The sequence below is a fragment of the Streptomyces sp. bgisy130 genome, from assembly GCF_057708345.1.
Genome location: NZ_JBYISA010000009.1, coordinates 150065 through 165799, shown reverse-complemented (window position 1 = coordinate 165799; position 15735 = coordinate 150065). Strand labels below are relative to the sequence as shown.

Sequence of the window (15735 nt, the reverse complement as noted above, 5' to 3'; positions counted from 1 at the left end):
CCGGGCCGCTCCCGGATACGGCGCAGGGGCGGGGAGCGGCATCCGGCGGCGGCCGGCCGGCGGGCGAGCGCCCCGCATGTCGGTGCTGGATGCGAGACTTCCGCGGGTGAACGTTTCGCGCGAGAGTCGATCCGCGTCGGCCGCCCCTCCGGCGGAGCAGCCGACGGCCACGCCGCGCCCGCCGGTGGCGGCACCTCCCGGCGTGAGCCGGGGGAGGCTCGCCGAGCTGCGCGGCCCCGGCGTCCGCCCCCGCTCGCTCGACGCCCGCGCGCTGGCCGCGCTGGCCGCCAACCCCGGCTGCCGGCGCCGCGCGCTGCTGGACGGCGCGGGCATCGACAAGGGCGCGCTGGCCCAGGCGCTGGGCTCGCCGGCGGCGTACGGCCAGTCCCAGTTCGCGATCGTCCGCGGCAACGCTTTCGAGGCCCGGGTGAAGGCCGACGGCGGCACGGAGCTGCTGCGGCTGCTGCACGAGCGGCTGGCGCCCGGCACCCCGCCGCCCGTGCCGGAGGAGGTCGCCGCCCCCGAGCTGTCCGCGGCCGGGCCGGAGGGCCGGGCCGCGCGTACGGCGCTGGCGCTGCGCGAGGCGACCGCGGCCGGCGGCTGGGCGCTGCTCGACCATCCGATGCTGGTCGTCGAGGTGGCCGGCTCACCCGCCTATGTGGAGCCGGATGCGGTGGTGGTGCATCCGGACGGCAGCTGGACGGTCGTCGAGATCAAGTCCTTCCCGATGATCGACGGTTCGGCGGACGCCGCCAAGGTGGGCGCCGCCGCACGGCAGGCGGCCGTGTATGCGCTGGCCCTGGAGCCGGTCGCCGGTCATGTCGCCGCGCACACCGGCCGCGCGGTCCGGGTGCGCGACCGGGTGCTGCTGGTGTGCCCGAAGGACTTCTCCAACCTCCCCACGGCCGCCGCCGTCGACGTCCGCAAGCAGCTGGCCACGACCCGGCGGCAGCTGTCCCGGCTCACCCGGGTCGACGAGATCGCCGCCGCCCTCCCTCCGGAGACCACCTTCGACCTGCGGCTGGCGGACGACGGGAAGACGGCGACCCGCCGGCCCGAGGAGCTGGCCGAGGCCGTCGAGCTGGTCGACGCGGCCTACGCCCCCGAGTGCCTGGCCGCGTGCGAGCTGGCCTTCCACTGCCGCACCCGGTCCCGCGCCGACGGCGCGGTGGAGGCGCTGGGGCGCGGCGTCCGGGGCGAGTTGGGCGGGCTGCGCACCATCGAGGAGGTGCTGGCGGCGGCCCGCCCCCAGGATCCGGAGCCGCCCGCCGACGACGGGCCGGACGACCCGGCCGTCGTCGCGCTGCGGCGGGCCGCCGCGCTGCGGGACGGGGCGCTGGCCCGCCCCACCGTGCCGACCCCGCGAGCGGAGGAGCCGGGATGTCACTGATCGAGACGCTGGCCCGGATGGAGGCGGTGGCGGCGGGCCGCGCCCAGCCGCGCTGCACGGTCCGGCACCGCCATCTGTCCGAACGCCCGCTGGTGTTCGTCCCGTTGACGACCGCGGGCGAGGCCGGTGCTCCCCTGGGCGCGCTGGTCGGCACGGACCGCGAGAAGCCGGCGCTGCTGGCCGTACCTCAGCCGCGCGACCGCGATCTGCGATTCGCGTTCCTGGCCGAGCTGGCGGAGACGGTGCTGCCGTATGTGGACGGCTTCGCGGACGCCATCGAGTGGGAGGAGCGCAAGGAGACCGATCCGGAGACCGGCAAGAAGGTCCCGGTGCAGGTCGAACTGTGCGCGGATGCCCCGCAGTTGATCGTGCCGAGCGCCGCCGGTATCGAGTTCGTCCGGCTGCTGGGCCGCTCGATGCGGTTCCGGCGGACGGCCGAGCAGGAGCCCGAGGCCCCGCATCCCGCGCCGCCGCATGTCCCGCTGCTGGGCCGCTGGCTGACCCATTTCGGCGAGCGGGCGCGGGTCCCGGGCGCGAGCCTGCTGCTGTCCATGACCGGCCTGCTGACCCGCCATTGGGCGACGGGCCAGAGCGTGCTGGAGGACCAGCACCTGGGCGCGCTGCTCTCCTGGATCGACCCGCCGCCGGGGACATCGGGCCGGGAGGCGGCCGAGCACGCGGAGTCGGCGCGGGACGCGGACGGGCAGCTGCGGTGCCCGCCGGCCGGCCCGGCCACCGACCCGGCGTTCGACAACCGGCTGCTCGCCCCCGCGATGGCCCGCTATGACGCCGGGCTGCCGGGCGCCGAGGAGGCGCTCCGCACCCTCGTCGAGGGGCAGTTGCGGCCGACCTGGGACGCCGTCTGGCACGGCATCGACCTGCTGCGGACGCTCCCCGCGGGCGCCCGGGTCCCCGACCGCTGGAAACGCGACCGCTGGTCGTACACCGCGCACCGGGACCGGATCAGCGCCGGGGAGCCCCCGCAGCCCAAACAGGACGACGCCGTCACCGCCGCGCAGAAACTGTCCGCACGGGAGACCGCCCAGGCCCAACTGGACGCCCAGGAAGCCCTGGACGACCCGCTGGTGATGGCCGGGCGCCGGCTGGCCGGGGAGGCGTTCCAGGGCACGGTCACCGCCGTCGAGATGGCCTTCTCCGAGGGCAAGCGGCCGATGCCGCGCCCGCTGGTCACGCTGCGGACGGCCGACCGGCCGCAGCTGTCCGGGGGCGGCAAGCTCTACCGTCCCCTGGCGGACGGAAAGACCCAGACCGCCGAGTTCGTCGCGCCCGTGGCCGGGGAGCCGGGGGCGCTGGTGGTCCGGCTGACCGGCGGGATGGGGCGCGGGAAGACACCGGAGCCCGGTTCGGTGCCGGAGCCGGCCGACGCGGTGTGCTGGACGCTGTTCGAGCACGCCCCGCGCGGCGGCCCGGAGCTCCCGGATCCCGAGGACACCCCGTGGACCCACGGCGGCCCGCCGCCCGGCGCCGCGGACCTGCCGCACCCCGCCCCCGACCCCGTGACCGCGGAGGATTTCCTGTGACCCGCGCCCGGCCCTCGACCGCCCTGGAGAACGCTCCCGCATGACGGCCACTCAGGACCCGTACCTCCCGCCCCCTTCAGGCAGTGCGGGAACCACCACGGACGGTCCCTTCGACCCCGCCGCCGCGGCCGCCGCGGCGACCGACGCGATCCTGCGGGACACCCTGCACGGCACCCGGCGCGGCGTGGTCGTGGACTCCCCGCCCGGCGCCGGCAAGTCCACCCTCGTGGTGCGGGCGGCCCGTGAACTGGCCGCCGCCGGACGCCCGTTGATGGTGGTCGCGCAGACCAACGCCCAGGTCGACGACCTGGTGCTGCGGCTCGCCGAGAAGGATCCGCAGCTGCCGGTCGGCCGGCTGCACAGCAGTGAGCCCGGCGCGTTCGACCCGGCGCTGGCCGAGCTGCCCGCGGTCCGGACGTCCGCGAAGATCGCCGATCTGGCCGGGCTGGACATCGTGGTCTCGACGGCCGCGAAATGGGCGTACACCAAGGTCGACGAGCCATGGCGGCACGCCATCGTGGACGAGGCCTACCAGATGCGCTCCGATGCGCTGCTGAGCGTCGCCGGGCTCTTCGAGCGGGCGCTGTTCGTCGGCGATCCGGGCCAGCTGGACCCCTTCAGCGTGGTCGGCGCGGAGCAGTGGGCGGGGCTGGCCTACGACCCGTCGTCCAGCGCGGTCGCCACCCTCCTGGCCCACAACCCCGACCTGCCGCAGCACCGCCTGCCGGTCTCCTGGCGGCTGCCCGCCTCGGCGGCGCCGCTGGTCTCCGCCGCGTTTTATCCGTACACCCCGTTCCGCAGCGGCACCGGCCCCGGCGACCGCCGGCTGGCGTTCGGGGTGCCGGGCGACGGCTCGGGCGTGGACCGGGTCCTGGACGAGGCCGCCGAGTCCGGCTGGGGCCTGCTGGAGCTGCCGGCCCGCCATACGCCGCGTACGGACCCGGAGGCGGTGCGCGCGGTGGCCCATGTCGTGCGCCGGCTCCTCGACCGCGGCGGCGCCACGACCAGCGAGGCGCCCGGGGCCGCGGAGGGTGCCGCGCCCGCCCCGGCACCGCTGACCGCCGCCCGGATCGCGGTCGGCACCGCCCATCGTGACCAGGCGGCCGGCGTCCGCGCCGCGCTCGCCGAGCTGGGGGTGACCGGCGTCGCGGTGGACACCGCCAACCGGCTCCAGGGCCGCGAGTTCGATGTCACGGTCGTCCTGCATCCGCTGTCCGGCCGGCCCGACGCCACCGCCTTCCATCTGGAGACCGGCCGGCTGTGTGTACTCGCCTCCCGCCACCGGCACGCCTGCATCGTGGTGTGCCGGGCGGGCGTCGCCGGCCTGCTGGACGAACACCCCTCGACCGAGCCGGTCCGCCTCGGCGTCATGGTCAAGTTCCCGGACGGCTGGGAAGCCAACCACGCCGTCCTCGCCCATCTCGCGGAACACCGGGTGACCTGGCGCCCTTAGGGGGCGTCTCCCGAGAGCGACGAGACACCCCCTACGGCATCACCCGGACGGCGCCCCGGCGGCGCGTACGGCCACTCCCCGGGGCCCACTTGCGCACAGCGGGACAATGGAATGCGGCACACGATCTGGAGGTAGGTACATGTCCGAGCCGCGACCGGCTCCCGACCCGCGTGGTACGGCGCCCGGACCACGGCGGCTGAAGCCCGCGCAGCTGCTCTTCGAGCCGCCCGAGGCCGTCGCCGACCCCGAGCACTTCTTCGGCCTGGAGTCGATGGAGGACCCGCGCGAGCTGCTCGGCCGCGCCACGGAGCTGACCCTGGCCTTCCGCGCCGCGGCCGACCGCGCCACGGAGTTCCAGGCGCTGGCCGCGGCCCAGCTGTCCGACCCCAGCCGGTTCGACCGGCTGCCGCTGGCCGTGCTCGCCGAGCAGGCGGAGTGGACCGAGGACTATGCGCAGAAGATGATCGAGTTCGGCCGCAGCCTGATGCGCAGCGGCGGCACCCTGCCGGGCGACATGGACTGACCGCACGGGCCCGGCGGCCCCCGGAACCCCACCCGTCCGACCTGCCTCAGCGGCGGCCCATGGTCCATGATCATGGGCCGCTGGCATATGCAAGGGGGGAAAGATACCGGCTCCCCCACCGTCCCGTCCCGTTTTCCGCCAATCAGCCAAGTACCGTGCGCCGGCTGGGTAGACCTGTCCCCATGAGCGACTGGCTGCCTGAGACCCCCCGCACCCTGGCCTTTCCGACCGCGGCTTATGTCACCCTCGCGGGCGCCGACTGGCTCGCCTCAGCCAGCCCCCATCCGGACGAGATGCACGCACTGTGGGCCACCCGGCCGGCCGCGCCCAGCGCACTGCCCTGCGGTACCACCTTCGACGTGATCAACGCCCCGGCGCTCTTCGGGCGGCGCATGGTGGACCGCTTATGGTCCGACGGCCCCGGCTCGGGGCCGGTGGCGGCGCACCGCGGCCGCATCCTGCTGTTCGCCGCCCCCGGCACCGCCCAGCGGCTGCCGGCGCTGCTCGTCTGGGAGGAGTGGGCCACCGCCGTCCCGCCGCTGCTGTGCCACGGCAGCGGTGACGCGGTCACCATCCCGCCGCTGCACCCCCGCCGGAGCCCCGCCGTGGACCGGACCGCGGGCGCCGGCGCCCCGGCCGACGAGGACCCGGCCGGCCCGTCCGCCTCCCGCTGGCTGGTGGCACCCGATGTCCACAACCCCTGGCTGCCCGGTCCCGACGTGCTGCTCTGGGCCTGTGTCCGCGCGGCCCGCTCGATGGCCGGCCCGGCGGCCGAAGCCGCAGCTCAGCACCCTGTTTCGCTGCTGACCGCGGGCTGAGACAAACCGATTTTTGTCCTCCCCGGCCATGATGCTAATGTTTTCCCCGTCAGCAGGCGCCGCTAGCTCAGTTGGTTAGAGCAGCTGACTCTTAATCAGCGGGTCCGGGGTTCGAGTCCCTGGCGGCGCACAGACGGTCGAAGGCCCTCACTCCGGTGGGGGCCTTCGTCGTTGCGGTCGACGGCACAGTCATCCGCGGTTCACCTTCACCGCCCAGTCCCCGTCGGCCGTCCGGCCCTCGACCTGGATGCGGACGCCGTCCTCGGCGTCGTCCAGGCTCTCCCCCACCCCCAGCGGCGCGTCCGCGAGCGGCGGATAGACCGAGGTGCCCCAGCAGGCCGAGGTGGCCGGATGCCCGTCGAGCACCTGCACGGGGCCCGACCCGGAGGCCGTCCGGCTGTGCACGCGGTAGACCAGGACGCCCTCGGTGCACAGGGCTCGATCATTGCCGGTGGCACCGCGTGCCTCGATGGCGAGTGCGCTGTCGGGCCCCGTACGGAGCACCAGCAGCCGCGGGCGGCGCTGGGCGCGAGGCTCCTTGGGGGCGGACAGCGGCCGCAGGGAGTGCATGGCGGGTCCGGCCAGCTCGACGCAGTCAACCTGGCTGTCGGCGATCCAGCCGAGCTTCCACTTGTGCCAGGCGAACGGGTCGGGCGCCAGTCCGAACTGGCTGCCCATGAGGTCCCAGTCGCCGACATAGGTGTCCCAGTCGCCCTTGCCGTCCTCCGGCCGGTGGTAGAGGTCCGGCAGGTCGAAGACGTGCCCGGTCTCGTGGGCGAGGACATTGCGGTCCGGGGTGCTCTGCTCGAAGACGGTGACGAACCGGCTCAGGTCGTGGTCGTCGGCGTGCATCGGCCGGTCCAGGTTGACGACCTTGGTGGCGTCCGAGTCGACGCCGGGGGCGTCCGGGTCGGCGACGAAATAGACCACGTCGTAGCGGCTGAAGTCGATGGACGGGTCGGCGGCGGTGACCGCGTCGTGCAGGTAGGACGAGCGCCGGCCGGCGTCCCAGTCGCGCTGTATCCCGTAGGCGGGGGACGGGCGCGGCATCCGGATCCAGTGGCGGTGGATGTGCGGGCGCAGCCGGAACTTCCCGTAGGAGGCGCGGTCGAAGAAGCCGGAGGTGGAAGGGAAGTAGGCGCGGGAGAGCTCCTGCGGCGCCGAGAGAGGCCGGGCGTCCGGGAAGGACAGATAGATCATGACGGCGTTGAGCGGGCGGTCCGGGCGCGGATAGGACCCGTTCCAGCTGTCGACGCCCTCGGAGTGGTGCGCGTCGGTGCGTCCCAGGGCGCACGGGAGCACGGCCTCGGAGGCGGTAGCGGGCCCGGCGACGATGGAAGTCGCGATGAGCGCGCTCAGAGAAGTGGCGACGGCCGCGACGCGCCGCAGGCCGCGGCGCTCCCCCCTGTCGAGCGTCTGGGCGCGCGGCACGCATACCTCCAGGGACGGATTCGGAGACCTCATCTACCCTGTGGCGATTTAATGCTATTCGTCCTGTTTTGAAGGCCCGGACGAGTGACCGGCGCGTCTTGGCCCTCCCGTAACGGAAAGTCACAAACGACCAAGGGGGCAATCCGTACGAACAGAGCCGTGCAGAAATGGCTGAAGTTCCGTCACGCGGGCGGGCGATCACGGCTGCGTCGCTGGATCGGCCGTCGTGCCAGCCTCTATGATCGCCACACTTTCCAGCGCGAGACCCCCCTCCATCACGAGACAGCGCCACGCGGGAGCGAGCAGTGAGCGGACACCCCGACAGCCCGGGCCGCACGCCCGGAGCGACGCTCCCCTCAGTGACGGAGCGTGAGGACACGACCAAAGAATCCACCGAGGCCCGGCCGGCCCCGAGCGGGCCCGGCGACGACACCGCCGCCTCGCTCGGCGACTACCGCGCCACCTTCTACGCGGCCCGGGTGGCGATGGCCGTCCTCAACCGCGACGGCCTGGTCCTCGCCGCCAACCCGGCCTTCGGCGAGCTGGTCGGCACCGACCCGGACGGGCTGGTCGCCGCCACCGCGGCGGACCTCACCGACCTCGGCGCCGACCCGCGGGTGTGGACCGCCTACCGCGAGGTGCTGTGCGGCCGCAGCGACCGGATGCGCTGTACCCGCCGCCTCAAACACCCCGAAGGGCACTCCGTCTGGGTGGAGGTGACCGTCGAGCCGCTCACCCCGGAGCCGCTCAGCGGCGAGGAGCGGATGCTGCTGTCGGTGGCGGACATCAGCGACCGGCACGATCTGCTGGCCCGGCTGCGGCATCTCCAGATGCACGACCCGGTGACCCGGCTGCCCAACCGGGCACTGTTCTTCGAGCGACTCGCCGCCGCCCTGGAGACCGCCTCCTTCGCCCCGTCCGGCACCGGCCGCATCGGACTCTGCTACCTCGACCTGGACGGCTTCAAGGCCGTCAACGACACCCTCGGGCACCGCGTCGGCGACCGGCTGCTGAGCGCGGTGGCGCAGCGGCTGACCCGCTGCGCGGAGGCGGCGGCGGACCGCGGGCCGGGCCGGGGCGGACACCTGGTCGCCAGGCTCGGCGGTGACGAGTTCGCTCTTTTGGTGGAGGACTCCACCGGCACCGATCAGCTCGCCGAGCTGGCCCAGTGTGTGCTGGACGCGCTTCAGCGCCCGTTCGACCTGGCCGGGCAGCGGCTGTCGGTCTCGGCGAGCATCGGCGTCGTGGAACGGACCGCCACCGGCACCACCGCGACCGGTCTGATGCAGGCCGCGGACACCACGCTGTACTGGGCCAAGGAGGACGGCAAGGCCCGCTGGACGCTCTTCGACCCGGAGCGCAACGCCCACCGGATGACCCGGCAGGCGCTCTCCAGCACCCTGCGGCCGGCCGTGGACCGCGGCGAATTCACCCTGGAGTACCAGCCGCTGGTCGGGCTGGGCGACGGCCGGGCGCAGGGCGTGGAGGCGCTGGTGCGCTGGCGGCATCCGCAGTTCGGGACGCTGTCGCCGAATCGGTTCATCGCCCTGGCGGAGGAGAACGGCGCGATCGTCGAGCTGGGCCGCTGGGTGCTGGAGCGGGCCTGCTATCAGGCGCGCGCCTGGCAGCTGGCCCACCCCGGCGAGCCGCTGTTCGTCAGCGTCAATGTGGCCGTACGTCAGGTGTGGGACTCCGACCTGGTGGCGGATGTCGCCGGGATTCTCGCCGAGACCGGGCTGCCGCCGGAGCTGCTCCAGCTGGAGCTGACCGAGTCGGCGGTGATGGGCTCGGCCGGCCGCCCGCTCCAGGCCCTCCAGGCGCTGAGCGACATGGGCGTACGGATCGCCATCGACGACTTCGGCACCGGCTACTCCAACCTCGCCTACCTCAGCCGCCTCCCGGTCTCCGTACTGAAGCTGGACGGGTCCTTCGTCCGCGGCTTCCGCTCGCAGGAGCATCCCAACCCGGCGGACGAGATGATCGTGGAGGCGCTGGTGGCGCTGGCGCACCGGCTCGGCCTCACGGTCACCGCCGAGTGCGTGGAGAGCGCCGAGCAGGCCGAACGGCTCCGCCGGATCGGCTGCGACACCGGCCAGGGCTGGCTCTACTCCCGCCCCGTCGCCCCCGACCGCGTCGCGGCCCTCCTCGACGCGGGCCGGCACACGGGGGCCTGAGGGGTCACAGGTACGCAGCGCGCCGGTGCGGGCGGACCCCCGTTCCGCCACCGGAAACGCGCCCTACCCCGGCAGGCCGTACGCTTCCGCGATCAGCTCGTACGAGCGCAGCCGGGCCGCGCCGCCGTGCGCGTTGGCGGTGATCATCAGCTCGTCGGCGCCGGTGCGCTTGGCGAGATCGTCCAGGCCCTGGCGGACGGCGTCCGGGGTGCCGTGGATGACATTGCCGAGCCAGCTGTCGACGAAGCCCCGCTCCAACTCGTTGAAGCGGTACGCCGCGGCCTCCTCCGGGCTCGGGACGAGACCGGGGCGGCCGGTGCGCAGCCGGACCATGGACAGTGCGCCGGTCATGACCTGGCGGCGGGCCTCCTGCTCGGCCTCGGCGGCCAGCGCCGCGACCCCGATCAGGGCGTACGGCTCCGCCAGCGCCTCGGAGGGGCGGAAGGAGGCGCGGTAGAGGTCCAGCGCGGGGAGGGTGTTGGCCGCGGAGAAGTGGTGCGCGAAGGCGAACGGCAGACCGAGGGTGCCGGCCAGCCGGGCGCTGAAGCCGGAGGAGCCCAGCAGCCACAGGGGCGGGCGGTGCGGGTCCTGGACCCCGCCCGGTGAGGTGGCCTGGACCGGGCCGGGGACGGCGTGGATCTTGGCGTACGGGTGGCCGTCGGGGAAGGAGTCGTCGAGGAAGCGGGTCAACTCGGCGAGCTGCTGCGGGAATTCGTCCCCAAGCTCTCGGCTTCGCTCGAGCAGGGGAGACCCCAATGCCCCCTCGTGCAGGCTCTCGGTCCTGCGGAGTGCGGCGGCGGTGGCTCCGTCGGTGCCGGGCGCGCGGCCCAGGCCCAGGTCGATCCGGCCGGGGGCCATCGCCTCCAGGGTGCCGAACTGCTCGGCGATCACCAGCGGGGCGTGGTTGGGCAGCATGACGCCGCCGGAGCCGAGGCGGATGCGCTCGGTGTGGGCGGCGAGGTGGGCGAGCAGCACGGCGAACGAGGACGAGGCGACGCCGGGCATGGAGTGGTGCTCGGCGACCCAGTAGCGGTGGAAGCCACGGCGTTCGGCCGTACGGGCGATGTCGACGGCCGTGCGCACCGCGCGGGAGGCGGTGCTGCCGGCCCCGACCGTCACCAGGTCGAGCACTGACAGCGGGACGGGTGCGGTGCCCCGGGCGGTGCCCCGTATCCCGTCGCCGGCCGTCTCGCCGCCGGCCCGGATCTCCTCGTCTTCGCCGCTCACGGTGCGGGTCCTCCTCGCGTCGGTGGTCTGCGAGGAGGACAACCGGAGAGGCTCTCCACTTATTCCCGGGTCAGATACCCGGCGCCGCACCACGGTCGGCGGGGGCCGCCGGGCTTCCGTCTTCCGGGGCCCCGGGCGCCTCCTAGGAGTGCGCGGTCCGCGAGAAGAGGGTGCCGAGCGCCGGACAGTTGAGCGTCCGGTCGAGCAGCCGGAGCCCCTCCCAGGCCGTCACCTGATTGGCGGTGAGCACCGGCTTGCGCAGCTCCGCTTCGAGGGCCGGCAGATGTTCGGCGGTGTGCAGCGCCGTGTCGGGCAGCAGCACCACCTCGGCGTCCGGATGGTCACCCGCCCGGGCGAGCGCCAGCACCTCCTCGACGCCCCAGGTGCCGACCTCGGCGGCGGTGATGATGCCGCTGCCGCGGGTCGAGACGACCTCCGCCCCGGCGGACTTCAGGAAGGCGTGGAAGCGCTCGGCCACGTCGTCGGGGTAGGTGGCGGCGATCGCGACCCGCCGGGCGCCGAGCGCCTGGACGGCATGGGCGAAGGCGAACGACGTACTGGAGGCGGGCAGGCCGGCGGTGGCGGACAGCTCCCTGACCTGAACGCGCGCGCCCTCCCAGCCGAAGACGAAGCTGGCGCTCGTGCAGGCCCAGACGACGGCCTCGGCGCCGCGCTCCTTGAGCTCGTCGACGCCGGCCGCCAGCCGCCCGGCGGAGCCCATCTCCAGCAGGGCGTCGACGCGGTGGGCGTCCTCGCCGATGTCGGTGTGGACGAGCGGCAGACGGACCGAGCCGCCCAGGAGCGCTTCCAGCCGGGGGTAGTCGTCCTCCGCGGAGTGGCCGGGATAGAGGAAGCCGACCGATGCCATGCAGTTCTCCCTTGCGTGTACGCCTGCGGGGGTGTTCGTGGGTGCGCTCACCGGTGATGCGGTGACGCGGGGAAGGAGTGCTGCCGGCGAGCGGGACGACGCCGGCAGCATCCGGGGTGGAGGTCGGGTTCGGACCGGCCTCAAACCGGGGGCAGACCACCCGTGTCATCGGGCGGATATGGCGGCGGATCAAGGCCGTCGAGGGGCTCCCCCTCCGGTGGGGCGGGGGGTCCGGCGAAGGCCGCCTCGGGGGTGGGCCCCGGCACACCTTCCGCGGGTCCGCCCGCCGATCCGGTCATCGCGGCCGGACCGCGCCGCGCCACCGGGTCGAGCAGCGCCTGGTACGGGCCCACCGCCTGGACCCCGATGGCCCGCAGCGCGGCCCACATCGTGACCTGGTTGGCGGACAGCACCGGCATCCGCAGCTCGGCCTCCAGCTGCGGGATGACGTCGTACGTCGGCAGGTTCGTACAGCTGATGAAGAGGGCATCGGTGGCGCCGACGACGGCCGCGCGGGCCATGTCGACGACATCGCGGTACGGCACCTTCCAGATGTGCCGGGTCAGCCCGAGGTAGGCCCGGCCGGTGACCGTGATGCCGGCCTCACCGAGATAGTCCTCCAGGGAGTCGGTGACCGATTTCGTGTAGGGCGTGACCACGGCGATGCGCCGCGCGCCGATCTCGCGCAGCGCTTCGATCAGTGCGCCCGAGGTGGTGAGGGAGGGAACCTCCCCCGCCTGGACCATGGCGGCACACATGGCCCGCTCCCCCGCCACACCCCCGACAAAGCTGCCGGAGGTGCAGGCATAGGAGATGACCTGCGGAGATATCGCACACAGAGCCTGGACAGCGGCGTCCAGCGTTTCGTGCTCACTCACCATTCGGGCCAGGTCGAGGCTGACCTCGACGGGCACAAAAGGGGTGCGGGTGAGGTGGAGGGACACGTCGTCGGGCACCCAGCGCCAGAGCTCTCGGTCGAGCGCGAAGTCGAAGGGAGCGACGACACCCACGCCGAGCTGCGGCTGTGGGCCACCCAGAAAAGAGACGTCCATGAAGGCCCCTAGAAGAAACGAAGGGCTGGAATGGCCAGGCCAGTGGCCGGAGGATGAGGTGCAACCGGAGCAAGCCGGGACGTCGGAACAGAGCCGTTGTTGACACCGTAGATACGACTTCCTAGCGTGGTCAATCCTCGCATCTCAGGCATCTGTCGGCGCCCCTCTTTCAGTGAAAGGGGCTCACGTTTCAGAACGGTTTCTGGCCTATGTCCGAACGCACCGTCCTCGTCCTCGGATCCGACCCGCCGCCGAAGCTGGACCGGCTCGCCGGCCGGGCCCGGGTGATCTTCACCGATGAGGACTCGCTCGCCGACCGACTGCCCACCGCCGACGTGCTGTTGGCCTGGGACTTCACATCCGATGCGATCCGCAGAGCCTGGCCGGAGAAGGGCCCCAGGCCCGGCTGGGTGCACACCGCGAGCGCGGGTGTGGATCAGCTCCTGTGCCCGGCCCTGGTCGCCGACGACACCCTGGTGACCAACGCCCGCGGGGTCTTCGAGCAGCCGATCGCAGAGTACGTCGCCGGGCTCGTGATCGCCATGGCCAAGGACTTCTACGGAAGTTGGGAGCTCCAGCGGCAGCGGCGCTGGCAGCACCGGGAGACCCTGCGGCTGGCCGGCAGCCGGGCCGTCGTGGTGGGCTCCGGGCCGATCGGCCGGGCCATCGGCAGCACCCTCCTGGCACTGGGTGTCAAGGTCGATCTGGTCGGCCGCCGGGAGCGCCCGGACGATCCGCACTTCGGCCTCGTCCACGCGAGTGACGCGCTGAACGGCCTGCTGCCCCAGGCGGATTGGGTGATCTGCGCGGCGCCCCTGACCGAGGACACCCGGGGCCTGTTCGGCACGGCGGCGTTCGCCCGGATGCCACCGCGGGCCCGGTTCATCAACGTCGGACGCGGGCCGCTGGTGGTCGAGGACGCGCTGATCGCGGCGCTGCGCGAATGGCGGATCGCGGCCGCGGCACTGGACGTCTTCGAGGAGGAGCCGCTCACCCCGGACAGCCCCCTGTGGGACGTCCCGCATCTGATCGTCTCGCCCCACATGAGCGGCGACACCCTGGGCTGGCGGGACGCCCTCGCCGAGCAGTTCCAGGACAACTTCGATCGGTGGTCGGCGGGCGAGCCGCTGGACAACCTCGTCGACAAGCGGCTCGGGTACGTGCCGGTGAAGTGACGGGCCGGCCGCCGGGCCCCGTCCCGGCAGCCGCGCTCCCCCGCCGCCGTCCCTCCCGGGGCGGCCAACGCTCGGAGGACGCATGACCACCGAACCGACCCACCTCGCCGACCTCAGCGCCACCCGGCTCACGGCCGGGTACGCGGCCGGCGAGTTCTCCCCCGTCGAGGCAGTCCGCGCGGTGCTGGAACGCGCCGAGGCCGCGCAGGCCGCGACGAACTGCTTCACCCGGATCGACGCGGACGAGGCGCTGTCCGGCGCCAAGGAGTCGGCGGAGCGCTGGCGGGCCAAGGAGCCGGCCGGGCCGGTGGACGGGGTGCCGGTCACCGTCAAGGACCTGATCCTCACCCGGGGCACCCCGACGCTGCGCGGGTCGCGCACGGTGCGGGCCGAGGGCCCGTGGCCGGAGGACGCCCCGTCGGTCGCCCGGCTGCGGGAGTCCGGGGCGGTGTTCGTCGGCAAGACCACCACCCCGGAGTTCGGCTGGAAGGGCGTCACCGACAGTCCGCGGCACGGGGTGACGGGCAATCCGTACGACCCGGCGCGCACCGCGGGCGGCTCCAGCGGCGGCAGCGCGGCGGCGGTGGCACTGGGCGCGGGCCCGCTGAGCCTGGGCACGGACGGCGGTGGCTCGGTGCGGATCCCGGCGTCGTTCTGCGGGATCTTCGCGCTCAAGGCGACCTACGGGCGGGTGCCGCTCTATCCGGCGAGCCCCTTCGGGACCCTGGCGCATGTCGGGCCGATGACCCGGGACGCGGCGGACGCGGCGCTGATGATGGAGGTGATCTGCGGGGCGGACTGGCGGGACTGGTCCCAGCTCGGTCCGGCCGCCGGCTCGTTCCGGGAGGCGCTGACCGGTCCGGTCTCCGGGCTGCGGGTGGCGTTCAGCCCGTCGCTCGGCTGGGACGTGCCGGTGGCGCCGGAGGTCGCCGCGGCGGTCCGGTCGGCCGTCGACACGCTGGCCGGGCTCGGCGCGGTCGTCGAGGAGATCGACCCCGGCATCGGCGACCCGGTGGCGGCCTTCCACACGCTGTGGTTCAGCGGCGCGGCCCGGGTGGTGCAGCATCTGGACGACGCGGACCGGGAGCTGCTCGACCCGGGCCTGCGGGAGATCTGCGAGCAGGGCGCCCGCTACAGCGCGCTGGACTATCTGGCCGCGGTCGATACCCGGATGGCGCTCGGTCAGGCCATGGGCCGCTTCCACAGCGCCTACGACCTGCTGGTGACACCGACCGAGCCGATCACCGCCTTCGCGGCGGGCACCGAGGTCCCGCCCGGCTCGGCGCACACCCGCTGGACGGGCTGGACGCCGTTCACCTACCCCTTCAACCTCACCCAGCAGCCGGCCGCGTCGCTGCCCTGCGGGGTGGACGCGGACGGGCTGCCGATCGGTGTCCAGCTGGTCGGCGCGCGGCACGCGGACGCGCTGGTGCTGCGCGCCGCGCATGCCCTCTACGAGGCGGGTGCCACGGAGATCCCCGCGCCGCCTAGGCCCGCCGGAAGCTGAGGGTCTCGCCCAGGGCGCCGGCCCGCCACAGGTCCTGGCAGGCATCGGCCATCCGGTCCAGACCGTTGACGACACTTCCCCACACGATGCCCGGCACCCAGCCCGCGTCACCGTTGATCAGTAGATTGTTGCGCTCGTAGAACAGCGCGAGATCGACGACGGTGGCGCGGCCCTGGTGCGCGGCCTGGCTCTCGTAACCGTAGGACTTGGTGCCGAGTTGGGTGTCGGTGAAGGTGAAGTAGCACAGGTCGCCGGGGATCGGGGTGATCGTCGGATTCTCCAGCGGCGGCTCCTCGGGAGCGAACGGCTCCAGCAGCGCGTAGATCTCATTGCGGGCGTACTTGGCGTGGTAGACGTCGCCGCCGAGCGGGAGGGCGTCCCATACGGCATTGCAGGTGATCGGCGCGCGGTCGTCGAGCAACTTGGCCGTGCAGCTCACGCCGCGCTTGTCCAGGGAGACTTCGATGAAGCGATCGGTCATGCCCCGATCGTAGGTGGGCAATACCGGCGTACGGAACAAGTCCGAGGCAGTTCCATCAAGGGCTGGAAACGATCGGCATATGTGTGAGGCGTTCG

13 protein-coding genes and 1 tRNA gene are annotated in these 15735 nt (G+C 73.6%); 9 read left to right on the top strand and 5 right to left on the bottom strand.

The genetic code is table 11. The annotated features are described in order from the left end of the window. Window positions 1–76 precede the first annotated feature (76 nt). The 6 genes from AC3EUV_RS15265 (at window position 77) to AC3EUV_RS15240 (ending at window position 5855) form a co-directional block, all read left to right on the top strand. A complete protein-coding gene (locus AC3EUV_RS15265) occupies window positions 77–1390 on the top strand; it encodes a hypothetical protein (protein WP_435603126.1) in 1314 nt (437 codons plus the stop codon). Then, window positions 1381–2931 (top strand): hypothetical protein, encoded by a 1551-nt coding sequence (locus AC3EUV_RS15260; protein WP_435603125.1) that lies wholly within the window; start codon window positions 1381–1383, stop codon window positions 2929–2931. The genes AC3EUV_RS15265 and AC3EUV_RS15260 overlap by 10 nt, the downstream gene beginning before the upstream one ends. 40 nt (window positions 2932–2971) lie before the next feature. Further along, complete coding sequence (locus AC3EUV_RS15255) at window positions 2972–4384, top strand: AAA domain-containing protein (protein WP_432140807.1); 1413 nt, start codon at window positions 2972–2974, stop codon at window positions 4382–4384. A 139-nt stretch (window positions 4385–4523) separates the two neighbouring features. Further along, window positions 4524–4907, top strand: a complete 384-nt coding sequence (locus AC3EUV_RS15250) for a hypothetical protein (protein WP_432140808.1) — start codon at window positions 4524–4526, stop codon at window positions 4905–4907. A gap of 182 nt (window positions 4908–5089) precedes the next feature. Then, the gene (locus tag AC3EUV_RS15245; protein ID WP_432140809.1) at window positions 5090–5725 is read left to right on the top strand and encodes a bifunctional DNA primase/polymerase; all 636 of its coding nucleotides are present in this window, start codon (window positions 5090–5092) and stop codon (window positions 5723–5725) included. Window positions 5726–5781: 56 nt separating this feature from the next. Continuing rightward, window positions 5782–5855: transfer RNA gene (locus AC3EUV_RS15240), tRNA-Lys, on the top strand. Window positions 5856–5914: 59 nt separating this feature from the next. Here the strand turns inward: AC3EUV_RS15240 and AC3EUV_RS15235 are convergent. Beyond that, complete coding sequence (locus tag AC3EUV_RS15235; RefSeq protein WP_432140810.1) at window positions 5915–7156, bottom strand: M6 family metalloprotease domain-containing protein; 1242 nt, start codon at window positions 7154–7156, stop codon at window positions 5915–5917. 359 nt (window positions 7157–7515) lie between these two features. On the opposite strand from AC3EUV_RS15235, the gene AC3EUV_RS15230 reads away from it, so the two are divergent. Next, on the top strand, window positions 7516–9330 hold the full coding sequence (locus AC3EUV_RS15230) for a putative bifunctional diguanylate cyclase/phosphodiesterase (RefSeq protein ID WP_432140811.1): 1815 nt from the start codon (window positions 7516–7518) through the stop codon (window positions 9328–9330). 63 nt (window positions 9331–9393) lie between these two features. Here the strand turns inward: AC3EUV_RS15230 and AC3EUV_RS15225 are convergent, their stop codons facing one another. The 3 genes from AC3EUV_RS15225 to AC3EUV_RS15215 all read right to left on the bottom strand — a co-directional run bounded on the left by AC3EUV_RS15225 (window position 9394) and on the right by AC3EUV_RS15215 (window position 12477). Further along, window positions 9394–10557, bottom strand: a complete 1164-nt coding sequence (locus tag AC3EUV_RS15225; RefSeq protein WP_435603124.1) for an LLM class flavin-dependent oxidoreductase — start codon at window positions 10555–10557, stop codon at window positions 9394–9396. Window positions 10558–10699: 142 nt separating this feature from the next. Continuing rightward, window positions 10700–11425, bottom strand: a complete 726-nt coding sequence (locus AC3EUV_RS15220) for a maleate cis-trans isomerase family protein (RefSeq protein ID WP_432140813.1) — start codon at window positions 11423–11425, stop codon at window positions 10700–10702. Window positions 11426–11565: 140 nt separating this feature from the next. Further along, the gene (locus AC3EUV_RS15215) at window positions 11566–12477 is read right to left on the bottom strand and encodes a maleate cis-trans isomerase family protein (RefSeq protein WP_435603123.1); all 912 of its coding nucleotides are present in this window, start codon (window positions 12475–12477) and stop codon (window positions 11566–11568) included. Window positions 12478–12686: 209 nt separating this feature from the next. On the opposite strand from AC3EUV_RS15215, the gene AC3EUV_RS15210 reads away from it, so the two are divergent. Both AC3EUV_RS15210 and AC3EUV_RS15205 read left to right on the top strand, forming a co-directional pair. Beyond that, complete coding sequence (locus tag AC3EUV_RS15210) at window positions 12687–13652, top strand: D-2-hydroxyacid dehydrogenase (RefSeq protein WP_432140815.1); 966 nt, start codon at window positions 12687–12689, stop codon at window positions 13650–13652. An 82-nt stretch (window positions 13653–13734) separates the two neighbouring features. Then, the gene (locus AC3EUV_RS15205; protein ID WP_432140816.1) at window positions 13735–15159 is read left to right on the top strand and encodes an amidase; all 1425 of its coding nucleotides are present in this window, start codon (window positions 13735–13737) and stop codon (window positions 15157–15159) included. On the opposite strand, the gene AC3EUV_RS15200 is transcribed toward AC3EUV_RS15205, so the two are convergent. Further along, window positions 15140–15640: a DUF3830 family protein gene (locus tag AC3EUV_RS15200; RefSeq protein WP_432140817.1), complete on the bottom strand. Its 501-nt coding sequence runs from the start codon at window positions 15638–15640 to the stop codon at window positions 15140–15142. The genes AC3EUV_RS15205 and AC3EUV_RS15200 overlap by 20 nt on opposite strands. Window positions 15641–15735: the final 95 nt, after the last annotated feature.

Excerpts from the sequence above, each read along its gene's own strand:
- AC3EUV_RS15265 (WP_435603126.1), top strand. The coding sequence starts at position 77 with ATGTCGGTGCTGGATGCGAGACTTCCGCGGGTGAACGTTTCGCGCGAG.
- AC3EUV_RS15260 (WP_435603125.1), top strand. The coding sequence starts at position 1,381 with ATGTCACTGATCGAGACGCTGGCCCGGATGGAGGCGGTGGCGGCGGGC.
- AC3EUV_RS15255 (WP_432140807.1), top strand. The coding sequence starts at position 2,972 with ATGACGGCCACTCAGGACCCGTACCTCCCGCCCCCTTCAGGCAGTGCG.
- AC3EUV_RS15250 (WP_432140808.1), top strand. The coding sequence starts at position 4,524 with ATGTCCGAGCCGCGACCGGCTCCCGACCCGCGTGGTACGGCGCCCGGA.
- AC3EUV_RS15245 (WP_432140809.1), top strand. The coding sequence starts at position 5,090 with ATGAGCGACTGGCTGCCTGAGACCCCCCGCACCCTGGCCTTTCCGACC.
- AC3EUV_RS15220 (WP_432140813.1), bottom strand. The coding sequence starts at position 11,425 with ATGGCATCGGTCGGCTTCCTCTATCCCGGCCACTCCGCGGAGGACGAC.
- AC3EUV_RS15215 (WP_435603123.1), bottom strand. The coding sequence starts at position 12,477 with ATGGACGTCTCTTTTCTGGGTGGCCCACAGCCGCAGCTCGGCGTGGGT.
- AC3EUV_RS15210 (WP_432140815.1), top strand. The coding sequence starts at position 12,687 with ATGTCCGAACGCACCGTCCTCGTCCTCGGATCCGACCCGCCGCCGAAG.
- AC3EUV_RS15205 (WP_432140816.1), top strand. The coding sequence starts at position 13,735 with ATGACCACCGAACCGACCCACCTCGCCGACCTCAGCGCCACCCGGCTC.
- AC3EUV_RS15200 (WP_432140817.1), bottom strand. The coding sequence starts at position 15,640 with ATGACCGATCGCTTCATCGAAGTCTCCCTGGACAAGCGCGGCGTGAGC.